The 16,704-nt window shown below is 50.7% G+C and carries 15 protein-coding genes; all 15 read right to left on the bottom strand.

All coding sequences use genetic code 11. The annotated features are described in order from the left end of the window. Nucleotides 1-63: 63 nt before the first annotated feature. A complete protein-coding gene (gene thrP / locus DES37_RS22390; RefSeq protein ID WP_110027953.1) occupies nucleotides 64-1,449 on the bottom strand; it encodes a bifunctional threonine/serine APC transporter ThrP in 1,386 nt (461 codons plus the stop codon). Between the two features lie 234 nt (nucleotides 1,450-1,683). Further along, complete coding sequence (gene wecG / locus DES37_RS22385; protein ID WP_110027952.1) at nucleotides 1,684-2,424, bottom strand: lipopolysaccharide N-acetylmannosaminouronosyltransferase; 741 nt, start codon at nucleotides 2,422-2,424, stop codon at nucleotides 1,684-1,686. Nucleotides 2,425-2,433: 9 nt separating this feature from the next. Further along, nucleotides 2,434-3,786: an ECA oligosaccharide polymerase gene (gene wzyE, locus DES37_RS22380; protein WP_110027951.1), complete on the bottom strand. Its 1,353-nt coding sequence runs from the start codon at nucleotides 3,784-3,786 to the stop codon at nucleotides 2,434-2,436. Then, on the bottom strand, nucleotides 3,783-4,859 hold the full coding sequence (gene wecF, locus DES37_RS22375) for a TDP-N-acetylfucosamine:lipid II N-acetylfucosaminyltransferase (protein ID WP_110027950.1): 1,077 nt from the start codon (nucleotides 4,857-4,859) through the stop codon (nucleotides 3,783-3,785). The genes wzyE and wecF overlap by 4 nt, the downstream gene beginning before the upstream one ends. Next, nucleotides 4,856-6,103, bottom strand: a complete 1,248-nt coding sequence (gene wzxE / locus DES37_RS22370; protein WP_110027949.1) for a lipid III flippase WzxE — start codon at nucleotides 6,101-6,103, stop codon at nucleotides 4,856-4,858. Before wzxE ends, wecF begins: the two co-directional genes overlap by 4 nt. Further along, nucleotides 6,103-7,233, bottom strand: a complete 1,131-nt coding sequence (gene rffA / locus DES37_RS22365; protein WP_036115432.1) for a dTDP-4-amino-4,6-dideoxygalactose transaminase — start codon at nucleotides 7,231-7,233, stop codon at nucleotides 6,103-6,105. Before rffA ends, wzxE begins: the two co-directional genes overlap by 1 nt. 6 nt (nucleotides 7,234-7,239) lie before the next feature. After that, the gene (rffC, locus tag DES37_RS22360) at nucleotides 7,240-7,923 is read right to left on the bottom strand and encodes a dTDP-4-amino-4,6-dideoxy-D-galactose acyltransferase (protein ID WP_110027948.1); all 684 of its coding nucleotides are present in this window, start codon (nucleotides 7,921-7,923) and stop codon (nucleotides 7,240-7,242) included. Beyond that, nucleotides 7,901-8,782 (bottom strand): glucose-1-phosphate thymidylyltransferase RfbA, encoded by an 882-nt coding sequence (gene rfbA, locus DES37_RS22355; RefSeq protein ID WP_036115427.1) that lies wholly within the window; start codon nucleotides 8,780-8,782, stop codon nucleotides 7,901-7,903. Before rfbA ends, rffC begins: the two co-directional genes overlap by 23 nt. A 3-nt stretch (nucleotides 8,783-8,785) precedes the next feature. Further along, on the bottom strand, nucleotides 8,786-9,865 hold the full coding sequence (rffG, locus tag DES37_RS22350; RefSeq protein WP_110027947.1) for a dTDP-glucose 4,6-dehydratase: 1,080 nt from the start codon (nucleotides 9,863-9,865) through the stop codon (nucleotides 8,786-8,788). Next, the gene (wecC, locus tag DES37_RS22345; RefSeq protein WP_110027946.1) at nucleotides 9,862-11,121 is read right to left on the bottom strand and encodes a UDP-N-acetyl-D-mannosamine dehydrogenase; all 1,260 of its coding nucleotides are present in this window, start codon (nucleotides 11,119-11,121) and stop codon (nucleotides 9,862-9,864) included. Before wecC ends, rffG begins: the two co-directional genes overlap by 4 nt. Beyond that, entirely contained in the window at nucleotides 11,118-12,248 is a 1,131-nt protein-coding gene (gene wecB, locus DES37_RS22340; protein ID WP_110027945.1) for a non-hydrolyzing UDP-N-acetylglucosamine 2-epimerase, read from the bottom strand. The genes wecC and wecB overlap by 4 nt, the downstream gene beginning before the upstream one ends. 41 nt (nucleotides 12,249-12,289) lie before the next feature. After that, the gene (wzzE, locus tag DES37_RS22335) at nucleotides 12,290-13,330 is read right to left on the bottom strand and encodes an ECA polysaccharide chain length modulation protein (RefSeq protein ID WP_036115413.1); all 1,041 of its coding nucleotides are present in this window, start codon (nucleotides 13,328-13,330) and stop codon (nucleotides 12,290-12,292) included. A gap of 14 nt (nucleotides 13,331-13,344) precedes the next feature. Continuing rightward, nucleotides 13,345-14,460, bottom strand: coding sequence for a UDP-N-acetylglucosamine--undecaprenyl-phosphate N-acetylglucosaminephosphotransferase (gene wecA, locus DES37_RS22330; protein ID WP_036115411.1), 1,116 nt, complete (start codon nucleotides 14,458-14,460; stop codon nucleotides 13,345-13,347). Between the two features lie 202 nt (nucleotides 14,461-14,662). Continuing rightward, complete coding sequence (gene rho, locus DES37_RS22325; protein WP_036115409.1) at nucleotides 14,663-15,922, bottom strand: transcription termination factor Rho; 1,260 nt, start codon at nucleotides 15,920-15,922, stop codon at nucleotides 14,663-14,665. Between the two features lie 344 nt (nucleotides 15,923-16,266). Then, the gene (trxA, locus tag DES37_RS22320; RefSeq protein WP_036115406.1) at nucleotides 16,267-16,596 is read right to left on the bottom strand and encodes a thioredoxin TrxA; all 330 of its coding nucleotides are present in this window, start codon (nucleotides 16,594-16,596) and stop codon (nucleotides 16,267-16,269) included. Nucleotides 16,597-16,704 lie beyond the last annotated feature (108 nt).

Raw genomic sequence — 16,704 nt, 5'->3', positions numbered from 1 at the left:
CACCTGTCTAGTGCTTTTTTTAAATAAAAAGCGCGTTTGGTTATGTTCTGTGCAACCTGTCGCTTATTTAGCTGGTTCCTGCACATTTTTAACCCGCTTATTCCGTAAAGCACACCAAATTAGTGAAATCAGCCCGAGAAAGACAACGCCCACAATCAATGAGACACGTGTTTCTGGGTTTAACCCCATGCCAACCAGGACACAAGCCAGAAAAGCCAGTGTCAGGTAGTTTGCCCACGGGAAAAGCATTGACCGGAACGGATGCGATGCCATTGCCTGCTGGTGAACCACCCTGAAACGCAACTGGCTCACCAGGATAACAAACCAGGGCAGCATTCCCGGTAACACACTGGCACTGTAGACATAAACAAAGACACGCTGAGGCGATGGAATAACGTAATTCAGACCGGATCCAAGCAGCAGGATAACCACCGAGACCGCAACAGCAATAACCGGCACGCCATGGCGTGACACACGGGCCAGTTTAGCAGGTAACTGGCCATTCTTAGCCAGGGCATACAGCATGCGCCCACAGCTATACATACCACTATTACAACCCGAGAGCGCGGCAGTCAGCACTACTACATTAATAATCGCGGCGGCAGAAGTAATACCAATACGCGCGAAGGTCAGCACAAAGGGGCTGCCACTGCCACCCACATCCTGCCAGGAAAACAGCGAAACAATGATAAAAATGGCGCCGACATAAAAAATCAGGATGCGCCAAAAGATTTTGCTGATTGCCCGGCGCAAGGTCACCTGCGGGTTTTGTGCCTCTCCTGCTGTAATCCCTACCAGCTCCACACCCTGGTAAGACGCCACTACAATACACAGTGCGGTTAAAAAGCCTTTCCAGCCCCCGGCAAAGAACCCGCCATGAGCGGTGAGGTTATGCAGCCCGACTGGTTGCCCATTGTGCCCAAAGCCAAAGAAAATCACCGCCAGGCCAACCACTATCATCACAATAATGGTGGTTACCTTAATCATCGCGAACCAGAACTCGATTTCGCCATACAAACGCACAGCGGCCAAATTAGCCACAGCGACTAACGCCACTGCTGTCAATGCGGGGATCCACTGTGGCAGTTCGGGGAACCAGAACTGGGTATAAACCCCGACAGCAGTGACTTCCGAAATACCCACCGCCATCCACATAAACCAGTATGACCAGGCAGTTAAATACCCCCAGTATGGGCCGAGATAGCGGTGAGCATATACAGCAAATGAGCCTGCAACAGGTTCAAGGAAGAGCATCTCCCCCATTGAACGCATAATGAGAAAGACAAAGACCCCTGCAAGCAGGTATGCGAGCATAACAGAAGGCCCTGCCCATTTAAGGGTGCTGGAGGCCCCCATAAACAGCCCAACGCCAATTGTGCCCCCTAATGCGATAAGTTCGATGTGCCGCGCCTGTAAGCCGCGCTGCAGTGTGTTTGGTTGTGTTGCCATAGAAACGTTCCTGTACTTCAAAAGCTGCCCGGTTATGCCGGTTCTTGTGTTTTCCCGTGACAACCGCGTCCGGGAAGTTTAAAAGCGGGCAATACTTGATGAATTTTTCGGAAATAGCAAATTGAATAGCGGACAACCGCATTGCCATATGCGGCCAACACAGCCACAGGAAGGGAAAAACAACGGGGATGATTATCTGGCGGCAAACAGGCCGCCAGCCTCACAGAACAACAATTAAAGCTGCCCTGAATAATACCAGCGTAAAAAACGCACTAAACGTAACTGGCGGCCAAGGCGGCTGGGCTGTGACAGCAAACGATACAGCCACTCGAGCCCCAGATTCTGCCAAAAGCGGGGCGCCCGCTTAACATGGCCGGTAAAAACATCATAGGTGCCACCGACTCCCATATATAGCGCGTCCGGGTATACCTGGCGGCAGTCACGCATCACTCTTTCCTGCCTGGGCGACCCCATAGCAACCGTGACAAACGCAGCGCCACTGTGTTTGACCCGTTCAAACACTGCGTGTTGCATCTCTGGCTTAAAATAGCCATCCTGCATACCCACAATATTCACATTCCAGCGAGCCTTTAATTTATTAGCGGTTTCCTGCAAGACTTCCGGTTTGCCCCCTAATAAAAACACCCCAGCCCCGGTACTCCCGGCCTTTTCCATCATGGCTTCCCACAAATCTGCGCCCGCGACACGAGATACCTGAGCCTGCGGGTATTTTTTGCGAATAGCACGCACAACACTTATGCCGTCGGCATATTTATATTCAGCCAGGTCAACCAGTTCACGAATGGCATTATCGTCTTCGGTGACCAACACTTTTTCTGCATTGATGGCAATCAACGTGCCCTTGCATAACACGCCGCCGGGCCATAAAGATTCCAAAGCGTGAGCCATATTACGCCAGCCGAGAATATTCAGATGCCGGATACGGTATTCCGGCACCATCAACGTCGTTTTCATGATGTTTTGTCAGGAGTTTGAAGTGGTAGAAACCTGAGCCGCTGGGCGAAGTGGTGTTTTCACCAACCCGCTCACGTCAAATAGCCAGTAAAGCAGCTTAGCTGCGACCAGGCAGGCACCAAAGATAACCATAAAGAACACCACCCGCGAACCAAAGGCATCCAGCCCTTCGCGCGCAAGCACAATCATGTTAAAAATGGCCCCAAAGCAAAAACTGTGCAGTAGCGCAGTAACATAGCGGTTTTCGCTGTTTTGCCCCAACGTATACAGCCAGTCAAACCATTTAATGATCCCCCCAACAGCTATTGCCCCCAGGGGAATAAAACCCACGCCGCCCATCACCAATAATGAGCCGATAAGGGTTGGGGATATTGCCAGCCCTGAATGGTTATTCAATACATCCCAGGTGAAGTAATTGGCAGTATTCAGTACCAGATGCGGGCGATCCGGCCACAGCCATGAAGGGATAAAAACATAAAAATCACGCCATAGCGGCGCCACTCCCTGGAAATGGATCTCACCATAGTGCTGTATCAGCAGCGCCAGGTTCTCCCAGGGTGAGAAGGTATCCCGTGTTAAATACAGGAAGGTATAGAATGCTTCAGCTCCGCGGACATCAAGCCCATAACGCTTCAGTGCCAGCCAGAACATACCAACGACACCAAGAACCCCTGCGCATGCCAGCATCCACAATGTTATCCAGCCGCGAATCAGCCCAATAAACAGGAAAATAGCAAATGCGATAATAATATTTGCCCGGGTACCACCCACAATCACATATGTCAGCAAGCCAAAACCGACCGTACTGACCAGGAAAAACAGCCAGGCGCGTTTGGTTTGGTACAGGGAATAAACCACCAGCATGGCAGGAATAAAGAAATAAAAGAAACGCTTAAGCGCCACACCCGACACTTCGCTTGAAAAGATTTGGCTGTAAGACTGCAAACGGAACAACAAGAAACCATTGTGGGCAAAGAAAATACCCAGCGTCACCAGCGAAATCACCATCAGCAACCCACAAGTAAGCTGGGTTTCTACCCGGTTCATGCGGAAAAAAGGCTGAGTGGGGGCAGATGTTTTCTTCAGGCGGGTTTTATAAACCACGTAATAAATGGCATAAAAACTGGTGGAGGACAGTAACGCCTGCAGCAGAATACCCGGCGGCGCAACATCGGTATTAAAACGAAAATAGAGCGTACAGGTAAGCGGGAAGCCGAAATAAAACGTCAGCAAAAACAACAAAGAAAAAAAGACATTAAAGCTAAACCGCACCCGACGGAACTCCTGTAACGTCAGCGTGCCAATAAACAGGATGGATAGCAGCCAGACAATAAACAGGCCGCCAAACTCAACCAGACTCATGCCAAATCTCCCGAGGCAAGGTGAATAACGTGTTTCCAGCCCGCAATATAGGCAGGATTAAAAAATGCGATAGTGTTTTTATCTACCAGCGAGAGCTCGCGCTGTGCTTCACGAATCAGCGCCTCTGTCAGCGTATCATCGCTGAACAGAACAGGCACATGTTGTTCGGCCATATCCCGCCAGAAAGGGTTCTTGCGGCTCAGTACACAGGGTATTCCAGCCTGAATCAACAAGCATAGTGTACCAATCCCTTGCTGGCGTTCAAAAATGAAATAGCCCAGGTCGCACTGGCGTAACAGCGCAAGGTAATCATCAAATGCCAGCCTGTCCTGCAAAATCGTAATATTCCCGGCAGAAAACAGTGACTGCCCCGCTTTGGTAACAGTATCAATATAAGCCTGGTTATTGGGTGGGTACCCCATTGGCACCACCACCTGAACGGTATCACCAAATTGCTTATGCACCGCCTTCAGCGCGGCAATGTGGGCGTTGGTCGGGTCGCCAGAGTTCCCCACCAACACGGTGAGCGGCCCAGTTTTATGCGTGCGTTCCAGCGCATTAAGCGCCGGGTCCATACGGGTTGGGAAATAGAGCAACTCGCCAGGTACTCGTGGTGCACGCGACTGGAAATAATCCAGATCTCCCCGGGTTGCAAACACCCGCCCTACCCGGCGTTGCGCCAGGCGGCGTAACAGGTAAAACAACCGGTAACGAAGACTGCGCGATGTTTCATACAGATCAGCCCCCCAGATGTGCCACCAGGCCTGATGGCGCTTAATCGCCCCGGAAAGCAATGCCAGCCAGATTCCCGGGTTAAATTGCCCGTGGAAAAAGAAACGCAGTTCACGGCGTTGCTTTGCCTGTTGTTTTACTACTTCACACAAGGCTTTTTTTGACGAGAAACACGTTATATCCAGCGCAGGGTACTGCGCTGCAATGCCAGGCTCAGACGAGACGACAAAAAAAGTACGGCTCGCAACTGAGACATCGGCAAGTTGTTCGCTAAAAAATGTGAGAACAGTTTGGTTATGGTGCGGGATATCCGAACCTAACACATGAATCAGAGTAGTCATTGTCTGCGCCAGATAAAAAATACGCTGCAACAAAGCGCGAAATAAACAAGATAAGTTGCCATATAGGCCTGCGCGGCACCCAGTGCACCATGGGCCGGAATAAGCCAGTGAGAAAAACCTGTTAGCAAGGCGAACTGGCTGACTTCCGTCAGCAAATAACAACGCAGTGAAGCTTTCGCAATAACCAGATAGCCAAAGACATAAGCACTGACCTTTAATACGTCCCCGGTCAGCTGCCAGGCAAACAAATCACGCATTGCGGCAAACTGGTGAGAAAACAGCAACCAGATAGCAAAATCCCGCAGTAACCAGACCATAAAACTGGCAAACATCACCGCCGGGATAACAAACCGGAATGCTTTACCTAACTCACGAGCAATATCGCTTTTTTCCGTTAGCCGCGACAAGGTCGGAAGTAAATAGACGCTAAATGATGCGGTAATAAACTGCAGGTAGGCATCTGAGATACTGGTTACCCCTTGCCAGATACCCACTGCTTCCCATGAGTAATGCGCGGCCAGCAAGTTACGCATCATTACCCAGGCAACAGGCAACGTGACAGTCGTCATCAGCGCCATGATAGTAAAACGAGCATACAGGCGGCTCTGCGCGCTATCCCAACGGGGTCGGAACCAGGCCAGCGGGATTCGCCCCCTGCGCCATAACACCCAGGACGCAGGTAAAGCAATCAGCGCCGGCACCAACGCAATCCCCAATAATGCGCCGTGGTAACCGCCCAGCCAGTAGCAAACATAATAAGCTACAACGCCAACAACACTCCCGGCCATCAATGCCACTGCATTCCCGGCTGCATCCCGAAAACCTTTGAGTACAGCCAGGACCAGGTTTGCCCAGGCTATGCCCATTTGTACCAGAGCCACCAGGCAAATCAGCCCCTGATAATCACCGGAACCAAACAAAGCAATACTGACGGGCCGGGCAGCCAAAACAAAGAAAACCGCGAGCAAAGCCGAAAAGCCAAGAACAATAGCCGATGCACTGCCTACCACTCGCTGTAATGCGGGGTTGTCCTGATGATACTGAGCGACACTTCGTGTCACACCATTAAAAATCCCGGCCCCCGCCATTACACCTAATACAGTAACCAGTTGGCGAAAGTTCCCGGCAAGGCCGACACCGGAAGGGCCATATGAAACCGCCAGTAATTTAACGACTAATAAACCTGCAGCTATCTTGACCAGTGTGGACGCAGCGGTCCACACACTTGCTCTGGCTAATGACATCAGGAGAAGTAACTCAACAGCGTAGTAATAACCGTGCGCTGGTTAACCGGAGCCAGGTTATAGAATAAAGGCAACCGCAGCAGACGCTCACTTTCTGCTGTAGTGAAGCGGTCTTCTCCATTAAATTCGCCAAAACTCAGGCCTGCCGGGCTGGAATGCAACGGAATGTAATGGAAAACAGCCAGGATCTCTGCTTCTTTCAAAAACGCAATCAGCGCATTGCGATCATCCATATCGCGCAATTTGATGTAGAACATATGCGCATTATGGCGGCAGTCTGCCGGGATGGTGGGTAACTCAATGCGCCCCGCACGCGCCAGAGGCTCCAGAGCGCGGAAATAGTTGTTCCACAAAGCAACACGCTGTTCATTGACCCGGTCAGCCACTTCCAGTTGCGCCCACAGGTAAGCCGCTTGCAGGTCTGCCATCAGGTAACTTGAGCCAATATCGCGCCAGGTGTATTTATCTACTTGCCCGCGGAAGAACTGGCTACGGTTGGTGCCTTTTTCACGAATGATTTCAGCGCGTTCAACCAGTGATGCATCGTTAATCAGTGTTGCACCACCTTCACCACCAGCAGTGTAGTTTTTGGTTTCATGGAAACTAAAGCAGCCAATATGGCCAATGGTCCCCAGTGCCCGGCCTTGCCAGCTCGACATTACGCCCTGAGCCGCATCTTCAATCACATAGAGATTATGTTGTTCTGCAAGACGCATAATGGTGCCCATTTCGCAGGCAACACCCGCGTAATGAACCGGCACAATCGCACGGGTTTTCTCGGTAATGGCAGCTTCAATTTTCGTTTCATCAATGTTCATCGTATCCGGACGAATATCGACAAACACGATTTTTGCCCCACGCAGCACAAAGGCGTTAGCCGTGGAGACAAAAGTAAATGAAGGCATTATCACTTCATCGCCCGGCTGAATATCAATCAGCATGGCGGCCATTTCCAGTGATGCAGTACAGGATGGCGTTAACAGGACTTTCTTACAGGAAAAGCGATGCTCCATCCATTGCTGGCAGCGGCGAGTAAACCCACCATCACCACATAACTTCCCGCTTTCCATCGCAGATTGCATATATTCAAGTTCAGTTCCCACTATGGGTGGGGCATTAAAAGGAATCATCTTTTCTCACCTGTAGAGCCAGTACGCTGTGCCAACTGGCTGCGCACCACTTAAAACATAGCGGCGCAACGCGGGCAAATTGCCAAACTGCGTTGCGACATGTAAGCCTGTTATTTTTTGCTGCCAGCACCAGTTTTGTGCCAGCTCCATTAACACTGCGCCTGCGCCCTTCCCCCCCAACAGCCCAATTCTTGCCTGGTTGCCGGGTAACCGCCGTAACGTAACAAACCCTGAGATCAAACCTGTGGCATCGTAAGCCAGCAGGCAAACATCATCAAACGTGCCCCGCACTGCATTTTCCACCCACTGCCCATAAAAACGCCCGCTTTCGCCAGGCGCATACCATGGCGTACCAAAACGGCTGTGAGTGAACAATGTTGCAGCTAAAGTACGCAACGCAGGAATATCATGTTCCCTGGCAATAGGAAGTGCCTCAGACTGCCCGGCTGGGGGTAAACCAACGCTCAGCACAAAATCCATTTCTGCTTCTACCACCTGAAACCCCAGCGCCTGCAAAGCAGGCAGCCGCGCGGTGTCAGCGGCATCAATTTTTGCCTGAACCCGCGGCCAGTGCACTAATTGCGCCACAGTAAGTGGCGCAGCAGAATCAGAAAAATGGATAATTCCCGAATGAATGTTGAAAAAGGTGCTTTCCCATTCAAGGGGTTCAACGCTTGCGTGAATAACCACGTAACAACTCCAGCAGGTATTGGCCGTACCCAGTTTTCGCCAGAGCCTGTGCTGCACGACGGACATCTTCGTCATCCAGCCAACCGTTACGCCAGGCTATCTCTTCAAGACAAGCAATTTTGAAACCCTGTCGCTTTTCTACTGTTTGCACAAAAGAGCTGGCTTCCAGCAGGCTGTCGTGAGTACCGGTATCCAGCCAGGCAAAACCACGGCCCAGCTTTTCCACTGACAGTTCACCCTGTTCCAGATACATTTGGTTAATTGAGGTAATTTCCAGCTCGCCACGCGGTGACGGCTTCACCTGGCGGGCATAGTCCACTACCTTGTTGTCATAGAAATACAACCCGGTGACTGCCCAGTTGGATTTTGGTTTTTGCGGCTTTTCTTCAATAGACAGCGCCCGGAAATTATCGTCAAAATCCACAACGCCAAAACGCTCAGGGTCCATCACCTGGTAGCCAAAGACTGTCGCGCCTTGCTTACGTGAAGCGGCATGATGCAGTTTGGGGCTGAACCCCTGGCCAAAAAAGATATTATCGCCAAGAACCAGGCAAGAGGCCTCGCCTTCGAGGAAGGTTTCACCAATCAGAAAAGCTTGTGCCAGCCCATCGGGGCTTGGCTGTTCAGCATAACTCAGGTGTACGCCAAACTCCTCACCGGAGCCTAACAAACGTTGAAAATAAGGTTTATCTTCCGGTGTTGTAATGATGAGAATGTCGCGAATTTTCGCCAGCATCAGCACAGACAATGGGTAGTAAATCATGGGCTTGTCGTACACAGGTAACAACTGCTTGGAGACGCCACGCGTAATGGGGTGCAGGCGTGTTCCCGTTCCCCCAGCCAGAATAATCCCCTTCATGAGTTACTCCTTCTCTTTACCAGCCAGACCCAAACGTTGGCCCTGATAGGAGCCATCCTGCACCTGTTGCCACCACGCTTTATTCGACAAATACCAGGTCACCGTTTTGCGCATCCCGCTGTCAAATGTCTCCTGGGGTAGCCAACCCAGTTCACGAGCAATTTTGCCAGCATCAATGGCATAACGCACATCGTGCCCGGGTCTGTCGGCCACAAATGTGATTAAGTCACGATAATGGCAGACACCCGCAGGTTTCTCAGGCACCAATTCTTCAAGGAGAGTGCAAACTGTTTCAACCACGTCCAGGTTAGTACGCTCGTTATGGCCGCCAATATTCCAGGTTTCACCGGTTTTACCTGTGGTTGCCACCAGGTACAGCGCCCTGGCATGGTCATCAACATACAGCCAGTCGCGAATTTGTTGCCCGTCGCCATACACCGGCAACGGTTTTCCTGCCAGGCCATTAAGAATGGTCAGTGGTATAAGCTTTTCCGGGAAATGGTACGGCCCGTAGTTATTCGAACAGTTAGTCACGACAACAGGCAGGCCATAAGTCCGGGACCAGGCGCGAACTAAATGATCACTGGCAGCTTTGGACGCACTGTATGGGCTGCTGGGCGCATAAGGTGTTTGTTCGGTGAAGAAGCCGTTGCTGTCGTGCAGATCACCATAGACTTCATCGGTAGAAATATGGTGGAAACGGAATGCCTGCTTTTTAACTGGCTCCAGAGTTTGCCAGTAGTGGCGTGCTGCTTCCAGCAAGGTATAAGTGCCAACAATATTGGTATCGATAAACGCAGCCGGGCCATCAATAGAGCGGTCCACATGGCTTTCTGCAGCAAGGTGCATCACGATATCTGGCTGGTATGTATCCAGAATACGCGCCATCTCAGGCCCGTTGCCAATATCAGCCTGTTCAAATGCAAACCCCGGTAATGATGCAACCGGCGCCAGGGATGACAGGTTACCCGCATACGTCAGTTTATCCACCACCACCACGGAATCCCGGGTTTGTTCAAGGATATAACGCACCACGGCAGAGCCGATAAAACCGGCTCCTCCTGTCACCAATATTTTTCTCATCGCCAGACTCCTTTTGTATCAACCACCCAGCGCTGTTGAATTGCCTCCGGGGCAACCGCACGGAATGGGGCGTGATCCACTAACATAACCAGAATATCGGCATGTTTTAGTGCATCCTGAGTCTCTGTTAGTTGGCAATGAGCCAAACTGTCCGGTAACTGGTGAATATTAGGTTCCACCACCAGCGTTGTTCCACTATGCCACTCGGCAATTAACCGGGTGATTTCCATGGCCGGGCTTTCCCGCAAATCGTCGATATTGGGTTTAAATGCCAGACCAAAACAGGCGATGGTGAGTTCACTGGCTTTGCGGCCACTCTCTACCAGGCAATCGGCCAGCATCGCTTTCACCCGTTCAATAACCCAGTGCGGTTTGTAGTCGTTCACTTCGCGTGCTGTGCGAATCAGGCGAGCCTGCTGGGGATTTTGTGAAACAATAAACCAGGGATCCACTGCAATACAGTGCCCACCAACGCCCGGACCGGGTTGCAGAATGTTGACTCGCGGGTGGCGGTTGGCAAGGCGAATCAGTTCCCACACATTAATGCCCTGTTCGGCACAAATCAGTGACAGTTCGTTCGCAAACGCGATATTGACATCACGGAAACTGTTTTCAGTCAGTTTGCACATCTCGGCAGTGCGGGCATTGGTCACCACACACTCCCCTTCCAGAAAGATGTTATACAAGGCACTGGCGCGAGCAGAGCAGGTTGGCGTCATCCCACCAATTACGCGGTCGTTCTTGATCAGTTCCACCATAACCTGGCCGGGTAACACGCGTTCAGGGCAATAGGCAATATTCACATCCGCCTTATCACCAGCTTGTTGTGGGAACGTGAGGTCAGGGCGCAACGCTGCCAGCCAGTGAGCCATTTGCTCGGTACTGCCTACCGGGGATGTCGATTCCAGAATAACCAAAGCCCCTTTTCTCAGTACCGGCGCAATGGATTCGGCCGCCGCCCTGACAAAACGCATATCTGGTGCGTGAGCATCTTTAAATGGTGTGGGAACCGCAATCAGGTAAGCATCTGCTTCAACTGGTGTCTGTGATGCCCGTAAATAACCATCCTGAACAGCCTGTTTCACCACGAGATCCAGTTCAGGTTCGACAATATGAATTTCCCCACGATTGATGGTCTCAACAGCATGCGCATTGATATCTACGCCAATAACCTGTTTTTGCCGTGAGGCAAATGCTGCCGCCGTGGGTAACCCAATATAGCCAAGACCAATCACGGATATGGTAGAAAAATTCATAATGTTACCTGGTTGTTTTTTAACGCGGTTAAAATACGCTGGCATGCCATGCCATCCCCATAAGGGTTATGCGCTTTGCTCATTTGCTGGTAAGCAGCATCCTGTGTCAGTAACTGTGTGACAGCAGCAACGATGTTGTTTTTATCCGTTCCCACTAACTTCACTGTTCCGGCGTCAATTGCTTCAGGGCGCTCAGTGGTATCGCGCATTACCAGGACAGGTTTACCCAGTGAAGGGGCTTCTTCCTGAATCCCCCCTGAATCAGTCAGGATGAGCCAGGCATGGTTCATCAGCCACACGAAAGGCAAATAATCCTGAGGTTCAATCAGTGCCACGTTTTCAACATGCCCCAAAATTCGGGTTACGGGTTCACTGACATTAGGGTTCAAATGCACAGGATAGACAATTTGCACATCGGGCCAGTTGGCGGCGATATCGGCCAGCGCATGGCAAATTTGTTCAAACCCACGACCAAAGCTTTCCCGGCGGTGCCCGGTTACCAGGATCGTCTTTTTCTCTTTATTAAGGAATGGGTAATGCTTTTCCATGCGCTGGCGCAGGGCGCTGTCCTGCAAAGCACGGTCACTGACAGACAGCAACGCATCGATCACTGTATTCCCCGTAACAAAAATATTCCGGTCTGACACGTTTTCATGCAGCAGGTTTTGGCGGGCATTGTCTGTGGGGGCAAAATGATAATGTGCCAGCCGCCCGGTCAGTGTCCGGTTCGCTTCTTCCGGCCATGGGGAATAGAGGTCTCCAGTGCGCAACCCGGCCTCAACATGGCCTACAGGGATTCGCTGGTAAAATGCCGCCAGGCTGGTGGCCATGGTTGTGGTGGTATCGCCATGCACCAAAACCACGTCTGGCTGATACGACATCAGGATGGGTTTTAACCCCTCCAGGATTCGACAGGTGATTTCAGTTAACCCCTGGCCCGGCTGCATGATATTTAAATCATAATCCGGAGTGATTGAGAAAAGGTGCAGCACCTGATCCAGCATCTCCCGATGCTGGGCAGTGACACAAACTTTTGACTCAAAAAAAGGGTCATTTCCCAGAGCATGGACCAAAGGAGCCATTTTGATAGCTTCAGGTCGTGTGCCAAAAACGGTTAAAACTTTCACGTTTATTCTCTTTCTTTGGGAGACTTTATAACGGCGGTTCGCTATGCCTTACGGCGGGCCAGAGCCACTCCGGCCCCAACCAACGCACCAATAAAGCCCCACATTACTAATAAGAAAACACGCCGCGGGCTGTCCCGTTTAACCGGTTCTTCCGGTGTTCTCAGGTAGCGGTATGTTTGAAAGTTGTCATCAAGTACCGGCCCCACTGCCAGCGTAGCCAACATGGCGCGATTCTGCTCGTAATCCATATTGTAATCAGGCCCGGTTGCTTCCAGGTTTTCCAGTTGCGCTTTGAGTAGTGGGCGCCCCAACATAAATAATTCAGAAGGCGGGAGTTCCTCCGCAGGTGTCTCAGCCTGGTTGTGAGTAATGTTTTGCTGTTCCGCTATCGCCAGTGCTGCCTGAATGTTATGCAGCTTGCGCTGATACACCGCTTTCGCTACTGCATCCTGGCGCTTAATTTGCGCCTGCATCTGTACGGTACGCGCCGCCCATGCGCCTTTCAGCTCCCCATTAAGATGGTGAGCAGCCCGCTGGCTGGCAAAAGCAATGTACTGGCGTAACAGATTATTCGCTGATGGAGCATTCTCAGCCACCAGCCGGGTGTTGTCGTTGGTGTTATGCGCCGGGTCTGCAGGTGTAAACTGGATATTGTTAATCAGTTCATCCAGCAATGCCGCGTTATTATGGCTGTTACTGGTCTGGCGCTGTTTGTAATAGTCGGTCTGCAACCAAAACGCCCGCCGGGTATCCCAGGAAGACAACTGCATCACGAATTCTTTATAGGCCTCGGCCATTGGTGAAGGCTGGTCGGGCGAAATCAGTGATGACTTAATATCCAGATTTTGCAAAAACTGCTGTTGGGAATAGAAGCTGTTCAGCATATTGACCGTTGGCTGATCCGTAATTGCAGTGGCACTCCACTCTTGTTTGGCAAGAAAACTGTAGACAAGCGCCAGCAACCCAAACAGCACGGCGACACCGGCAATCCATGTTTTCCCTGCCCACAGAGTGCGAAACAGTTCACGGATATCCAGTTGGTTATCCACCCCATATTGCTCATCAGTTGACTCTTGTCTCATTGTTTTCCCGAAAATTATTTGGTTAACGTTGGATTACGGTGAGAGCTACGACGAATACGCCGTTTGACACGTTTGATGAAACGCACCACTTTCCATGCGCGTTTTATACAGTAGCCGTACAGCAGAAACGCAGGCAGAAAACACATCAACATGCCCCATTCCGGCATCAGTTGGAAATATTCACACAGCACGCCGAAGGTGGCTAACAAAGCGGCCGCCAGGGTTATCAGGACAAATGCCTGCCGGGACGAAAAACCAGCCCGCATTATCAGGTGGTGAATATGCTGCCGGTCAGGTGAAAAGGGGCTCATGCCTTTCCGTAGCCGACGATACATAATGGCAACCATATCCATCAGCGGAATAGCGATTATCCACAACGCGGTAACCGGGTTAACCGGTGGGTTCTCTCCCTGTGTGGTTTCCAGCAATATCCAGATAATGGTAAAACCAATCAGGGTACTGCCCGCATCGCCCATAAATACTTTATACCGGCGGCCTAATACACCCAGGTTGAGCAGAATGTATGGCATGATGGCGGCAATCATGGCGAAGCACCACATCGCCAGGCTCACCTGGCCGTTAAACCACAGGATGATACCCAGCGCAGCGAAAGAGACGCTGGACAACCCACCCAGCAGGCCATCAATGCCATCAACCATGTTAAAGGCATTGATAGCAGCCCACACCGCGAATAAAGTCAGAAAATAACCGAAGGGGCCAAGTTCCATTTCCCACGCGCCAAACAAATGGCCCAGGCTGCTCAGATACAAATTGCCCATCACCATTATGACAATGGCGATAGCGGCCTGAACAAAAGCGCGGAACTTCACGCTGATGTCAAACCGGTCATCAAGTGCGCCGACCAGCACCAGAATACCCGAGCAGATCAGGTAAAGTTTTGCATGGGGAACGTAGTAAAGAGAATTGACGCTGGCGACAAGAAACGCCGCACAAATGCCGACATAGACAGAGATACCGCCGACTAAAGGGACGAGCCCCTGGTGCCGTTTACGGTAATTAGGACGGTCTACCAGACCAATCCGTTTTGCCATTTTTCTGGCAAAAAAGAGGAAAGCGAAAGTGAAGAAAAAGACATACAGGATGTCCGTACTCATACCGAGTAGATTCACGTTAAATAACTCTCTGCGCTACATGCACAAGCAAAGGGCACTATTGTAATACGCAAAAAATGTCGAAGGTATCCGAAATCCTCTTACTTCTTTTTGCTTCCACTGCCCGGATGTTACCAGCCTCGATTGCTGGCGATGGAATTATAGCAGATAAAGAAAAACGCCACGTCAATGCGTGGCGTTTCCCCGAGTTGACCTGAAATTATGAGCGTTTCATCATGTCGAAGAAATCATCATTGGTCTTCGTCATCGCCAGCTTGTTAATCAGGAACTCCATTGCGTCAATTTCACCCATCGGGTGGATAATTTTACGCAGGATCCACATTTTCTGCAGTTCTTCAGAAGTGGTCAACAGCTCTTCTTTACGGGTACCGGAACGGTTGTAGTCAATTGCCGGGAAGACGCGTTTTTCCGCAATCTTACGGGACAAGTGCAGTTCCATGTTACCGGTGCCTTTAAATTCTTCGTAGATAACCTCGTCCATTTTGGACCCGGTATCAATCAGCGCAGTTGCGATGATTGTCAGGCTGCCGCCTTCTTCAACGTTACGCGCAGCACCGAAGAAACGTTTCGGGCGATGCAATGCATTCGCATCCACACCACCAGTCAGGACTTTACCTGAAGCCGGTACCACGGTGTTATAAGCACGCGCCAGACGGGTAATGGAATCGAGAAGAATGATAACGTCTTTTTTATGTTCAACCAGGCGTTTTGCTTTCTCAATAACCATTTCAGCAACCTGAACGTGGCGGGAGGCTGGTTCGTCAAACGTAGACGCGACCACTTCGCCTTTTACCAGACGCTGCATTTCGGTTACTTCTTCCGGACGTTCGTCAATCAGCAGAACCATCAGCACGCAATCAGGGTGGTTATAAGCAATACTCTGAGCAATATTCTGCAGCAGCATTGTTTTACCCGCTTTTGGCGGTGCCACAATCAAACCACGCTGGCCACGGCCAATCGGGGATGCCAGATCCAGAACACGTGCGGTGAGGTCTTCTGTTGAGCCGTTACCGCGCTCCATACGCAAACGTGAGTTGGCGTGCAGTGGAGTCAGGTTTTCAAACAGAATCTTGCTACGGGCGTTTTCTGGTTTGTCGTAGTTAACTTCGTTAACTTTCAGCAACGCGAAATAGCGTTCACCTTCTTTCGGCGGACGAATCTTACCTGAGATAGTGTCCCCGGTACGGAGGTTGAAACGGCGGATTTGGCTGGGAGAAACGTAGATGTCATCAGGACCGGCGAGGTAGGAGCTGTCTGCAGAGCGGAGGAAACCGAAACCATCCTGCAATATCTCCAGTACACCGTCACCAAAGATATCTTCCCCGCTTTTCGCATGCTGCTTGAGAATAGCGAAGATGATGTCCTGCTTGCGCATACGGGCAAGGTTTTCCAGCCCCATATTTTCGCCGAGAGTAATCAGCTCAGAAACCGGCGTATTCTTTAATTCGGTAAGATTCATAGTGGTGGGTTCTTAAACTCGGGGTAAATCTCGAACTTAGTATCATGAAATGGTATGGAAGGGTTCATCCATGCCTGTTAATAGTTGCCGCTTATGTCTGACCGCTGCCTGGTTGAGGAAAAACACAGAACTGATTCGATGAGACGGAATAAGGGGACAACCCTGAATAAATAACTTAGCTTACAAAAAACGTTTAATACAGAATTTGCAAGGCTTTAGGGGTATTACAAGATTCAAACGAAAGACATGTTCAAAAGAAGTTAGCCATAACTTAGCACGACAAATGCCGGGCGTCCAGCAGTCCACAACATTTATGGAAAACTGGATGCGCCGGCAAGGCAAAATTATGCCAGGTTCGCGTCCAGAAACTCTTTCAGCTGACCTTTAGACAATGCGCCAACTTTCGTTGCAGCGACTTCACCGTTTTTGAACAACAGCAGGGTCGGAATACCACGGATACCGTATTTCGGAGCCGTGCCTGGGTTCTGATCGATGTTCAGTTTGGCAACAGTCAGTTTGCCCTGATACTCATCAGCAACTTCATCCAGAATCGGGGCGATCATTTTGCAAGGACCACACCATTCTGCCCAAAAGTCAACCAGAACTAACCCATCAGCTTTTAGCACATCCGTGTCGAAACTGTCGTCGGTCAGGTGAATAATTTTATCGCTCATGTTTTACTCCACAAGATTATGCCTGGGTGGTTGGTGTAGCATTAACCAACACAAAGGTTGACTTTATTTCACCGGATACGCTTTCGTAAAGCAATAGTTAGCTGATAT

The sequence above is a fragment of the Mangrovibacter plantisponsor genome, from assembly GCF_003182475.1.
GTDB classification, from domain to species: Bacteria; Pseudomonadota; Gammaproteobacteria; order Enterobacterales; family Enterobacteriaceae; genus Mangrovibacter; species Mangrovibacter plantisponsor.
Note: the sequence above shows the minus strand (reverse complement) of the source record. Positions and strands in the feature narration are given on the sequence as shown.

Coding starts and splice junctions, on each gene's coding strand:
- wecF (WP_110027950.1), bottom strand. CDS start 4,859: ATGACTACTCTGATTCATGTGTTAGGTTCGGATATCCCGCACCATAAC.
- wecG (WP_110027952.1), bottom strand. CDS start 2,424: ATGAAAACGACGTTGATGGTGCCGGAATACCGTATCCGGCATCTGAAT.
- rffG (WP_110027947.1), bottom strand. CDS start 9,865: ATGAGAAAAATATTGGTGACAGGAGGAGCCGGTTTTATCGGCTCTGCC.
- wecC (WP_110027946.1), bottom strand. CDS start 11,121: ATGAATTTTTCTACCATATCCGTGATTGGTCTTGGCTATATTGGGTTA.
- wzyE (WP_110027951.1), bottom strand. CDS start 3,786: ATGAGTCTGGTTGAGTTTGGCGGCCTGTTTATTGTCTGGCTGCTATCC.
- rho (WP_036115409.1), bottom strand. CDS start 15,922: ATGAATCTTACCGAATTAAAGAATACGCCGGTTTCTGAGCTGATTACT.
- thrP (WP_110027953.1), bottom strand. CDS start 1,449: ATGGCAACACAACCAAACACACTGCAGCGCGGCTTACAGGCGCGGCAC.
- rffA (WP_036115432.1), bottom strand. CDS start 7,233: ATGATTCCTTTTAATGCCCCACCCATAGTGGGAACTGAACTTGAATAT.
- rfbA (WP_036115427.1), bottom strand. CDS start 8,782: ATGAAGGGGATTATTCTGGCTGGGGGAACGGGAACACGCCTGCACCCC.
- trxA (WP_036115406.1), bottom strand. CDS start 16,596: ATGAGCGATAAAATTATTCACCTGACCGACGACAGTTTCGACACGGAT.
- wzxE (WP_110027949.1), bottom strand. CDS start 6,103: ATGTCATTAGCCAGAGCAAGTGTGTGGACCGCTGCGTCCACACTGGTC.
- wzzE (WP_036115413.1), bottom strand. CDS start 13,330: ATGAGACAAGAGTCAACTGATGAGCAATATGGGGTGGATAACCAACTG.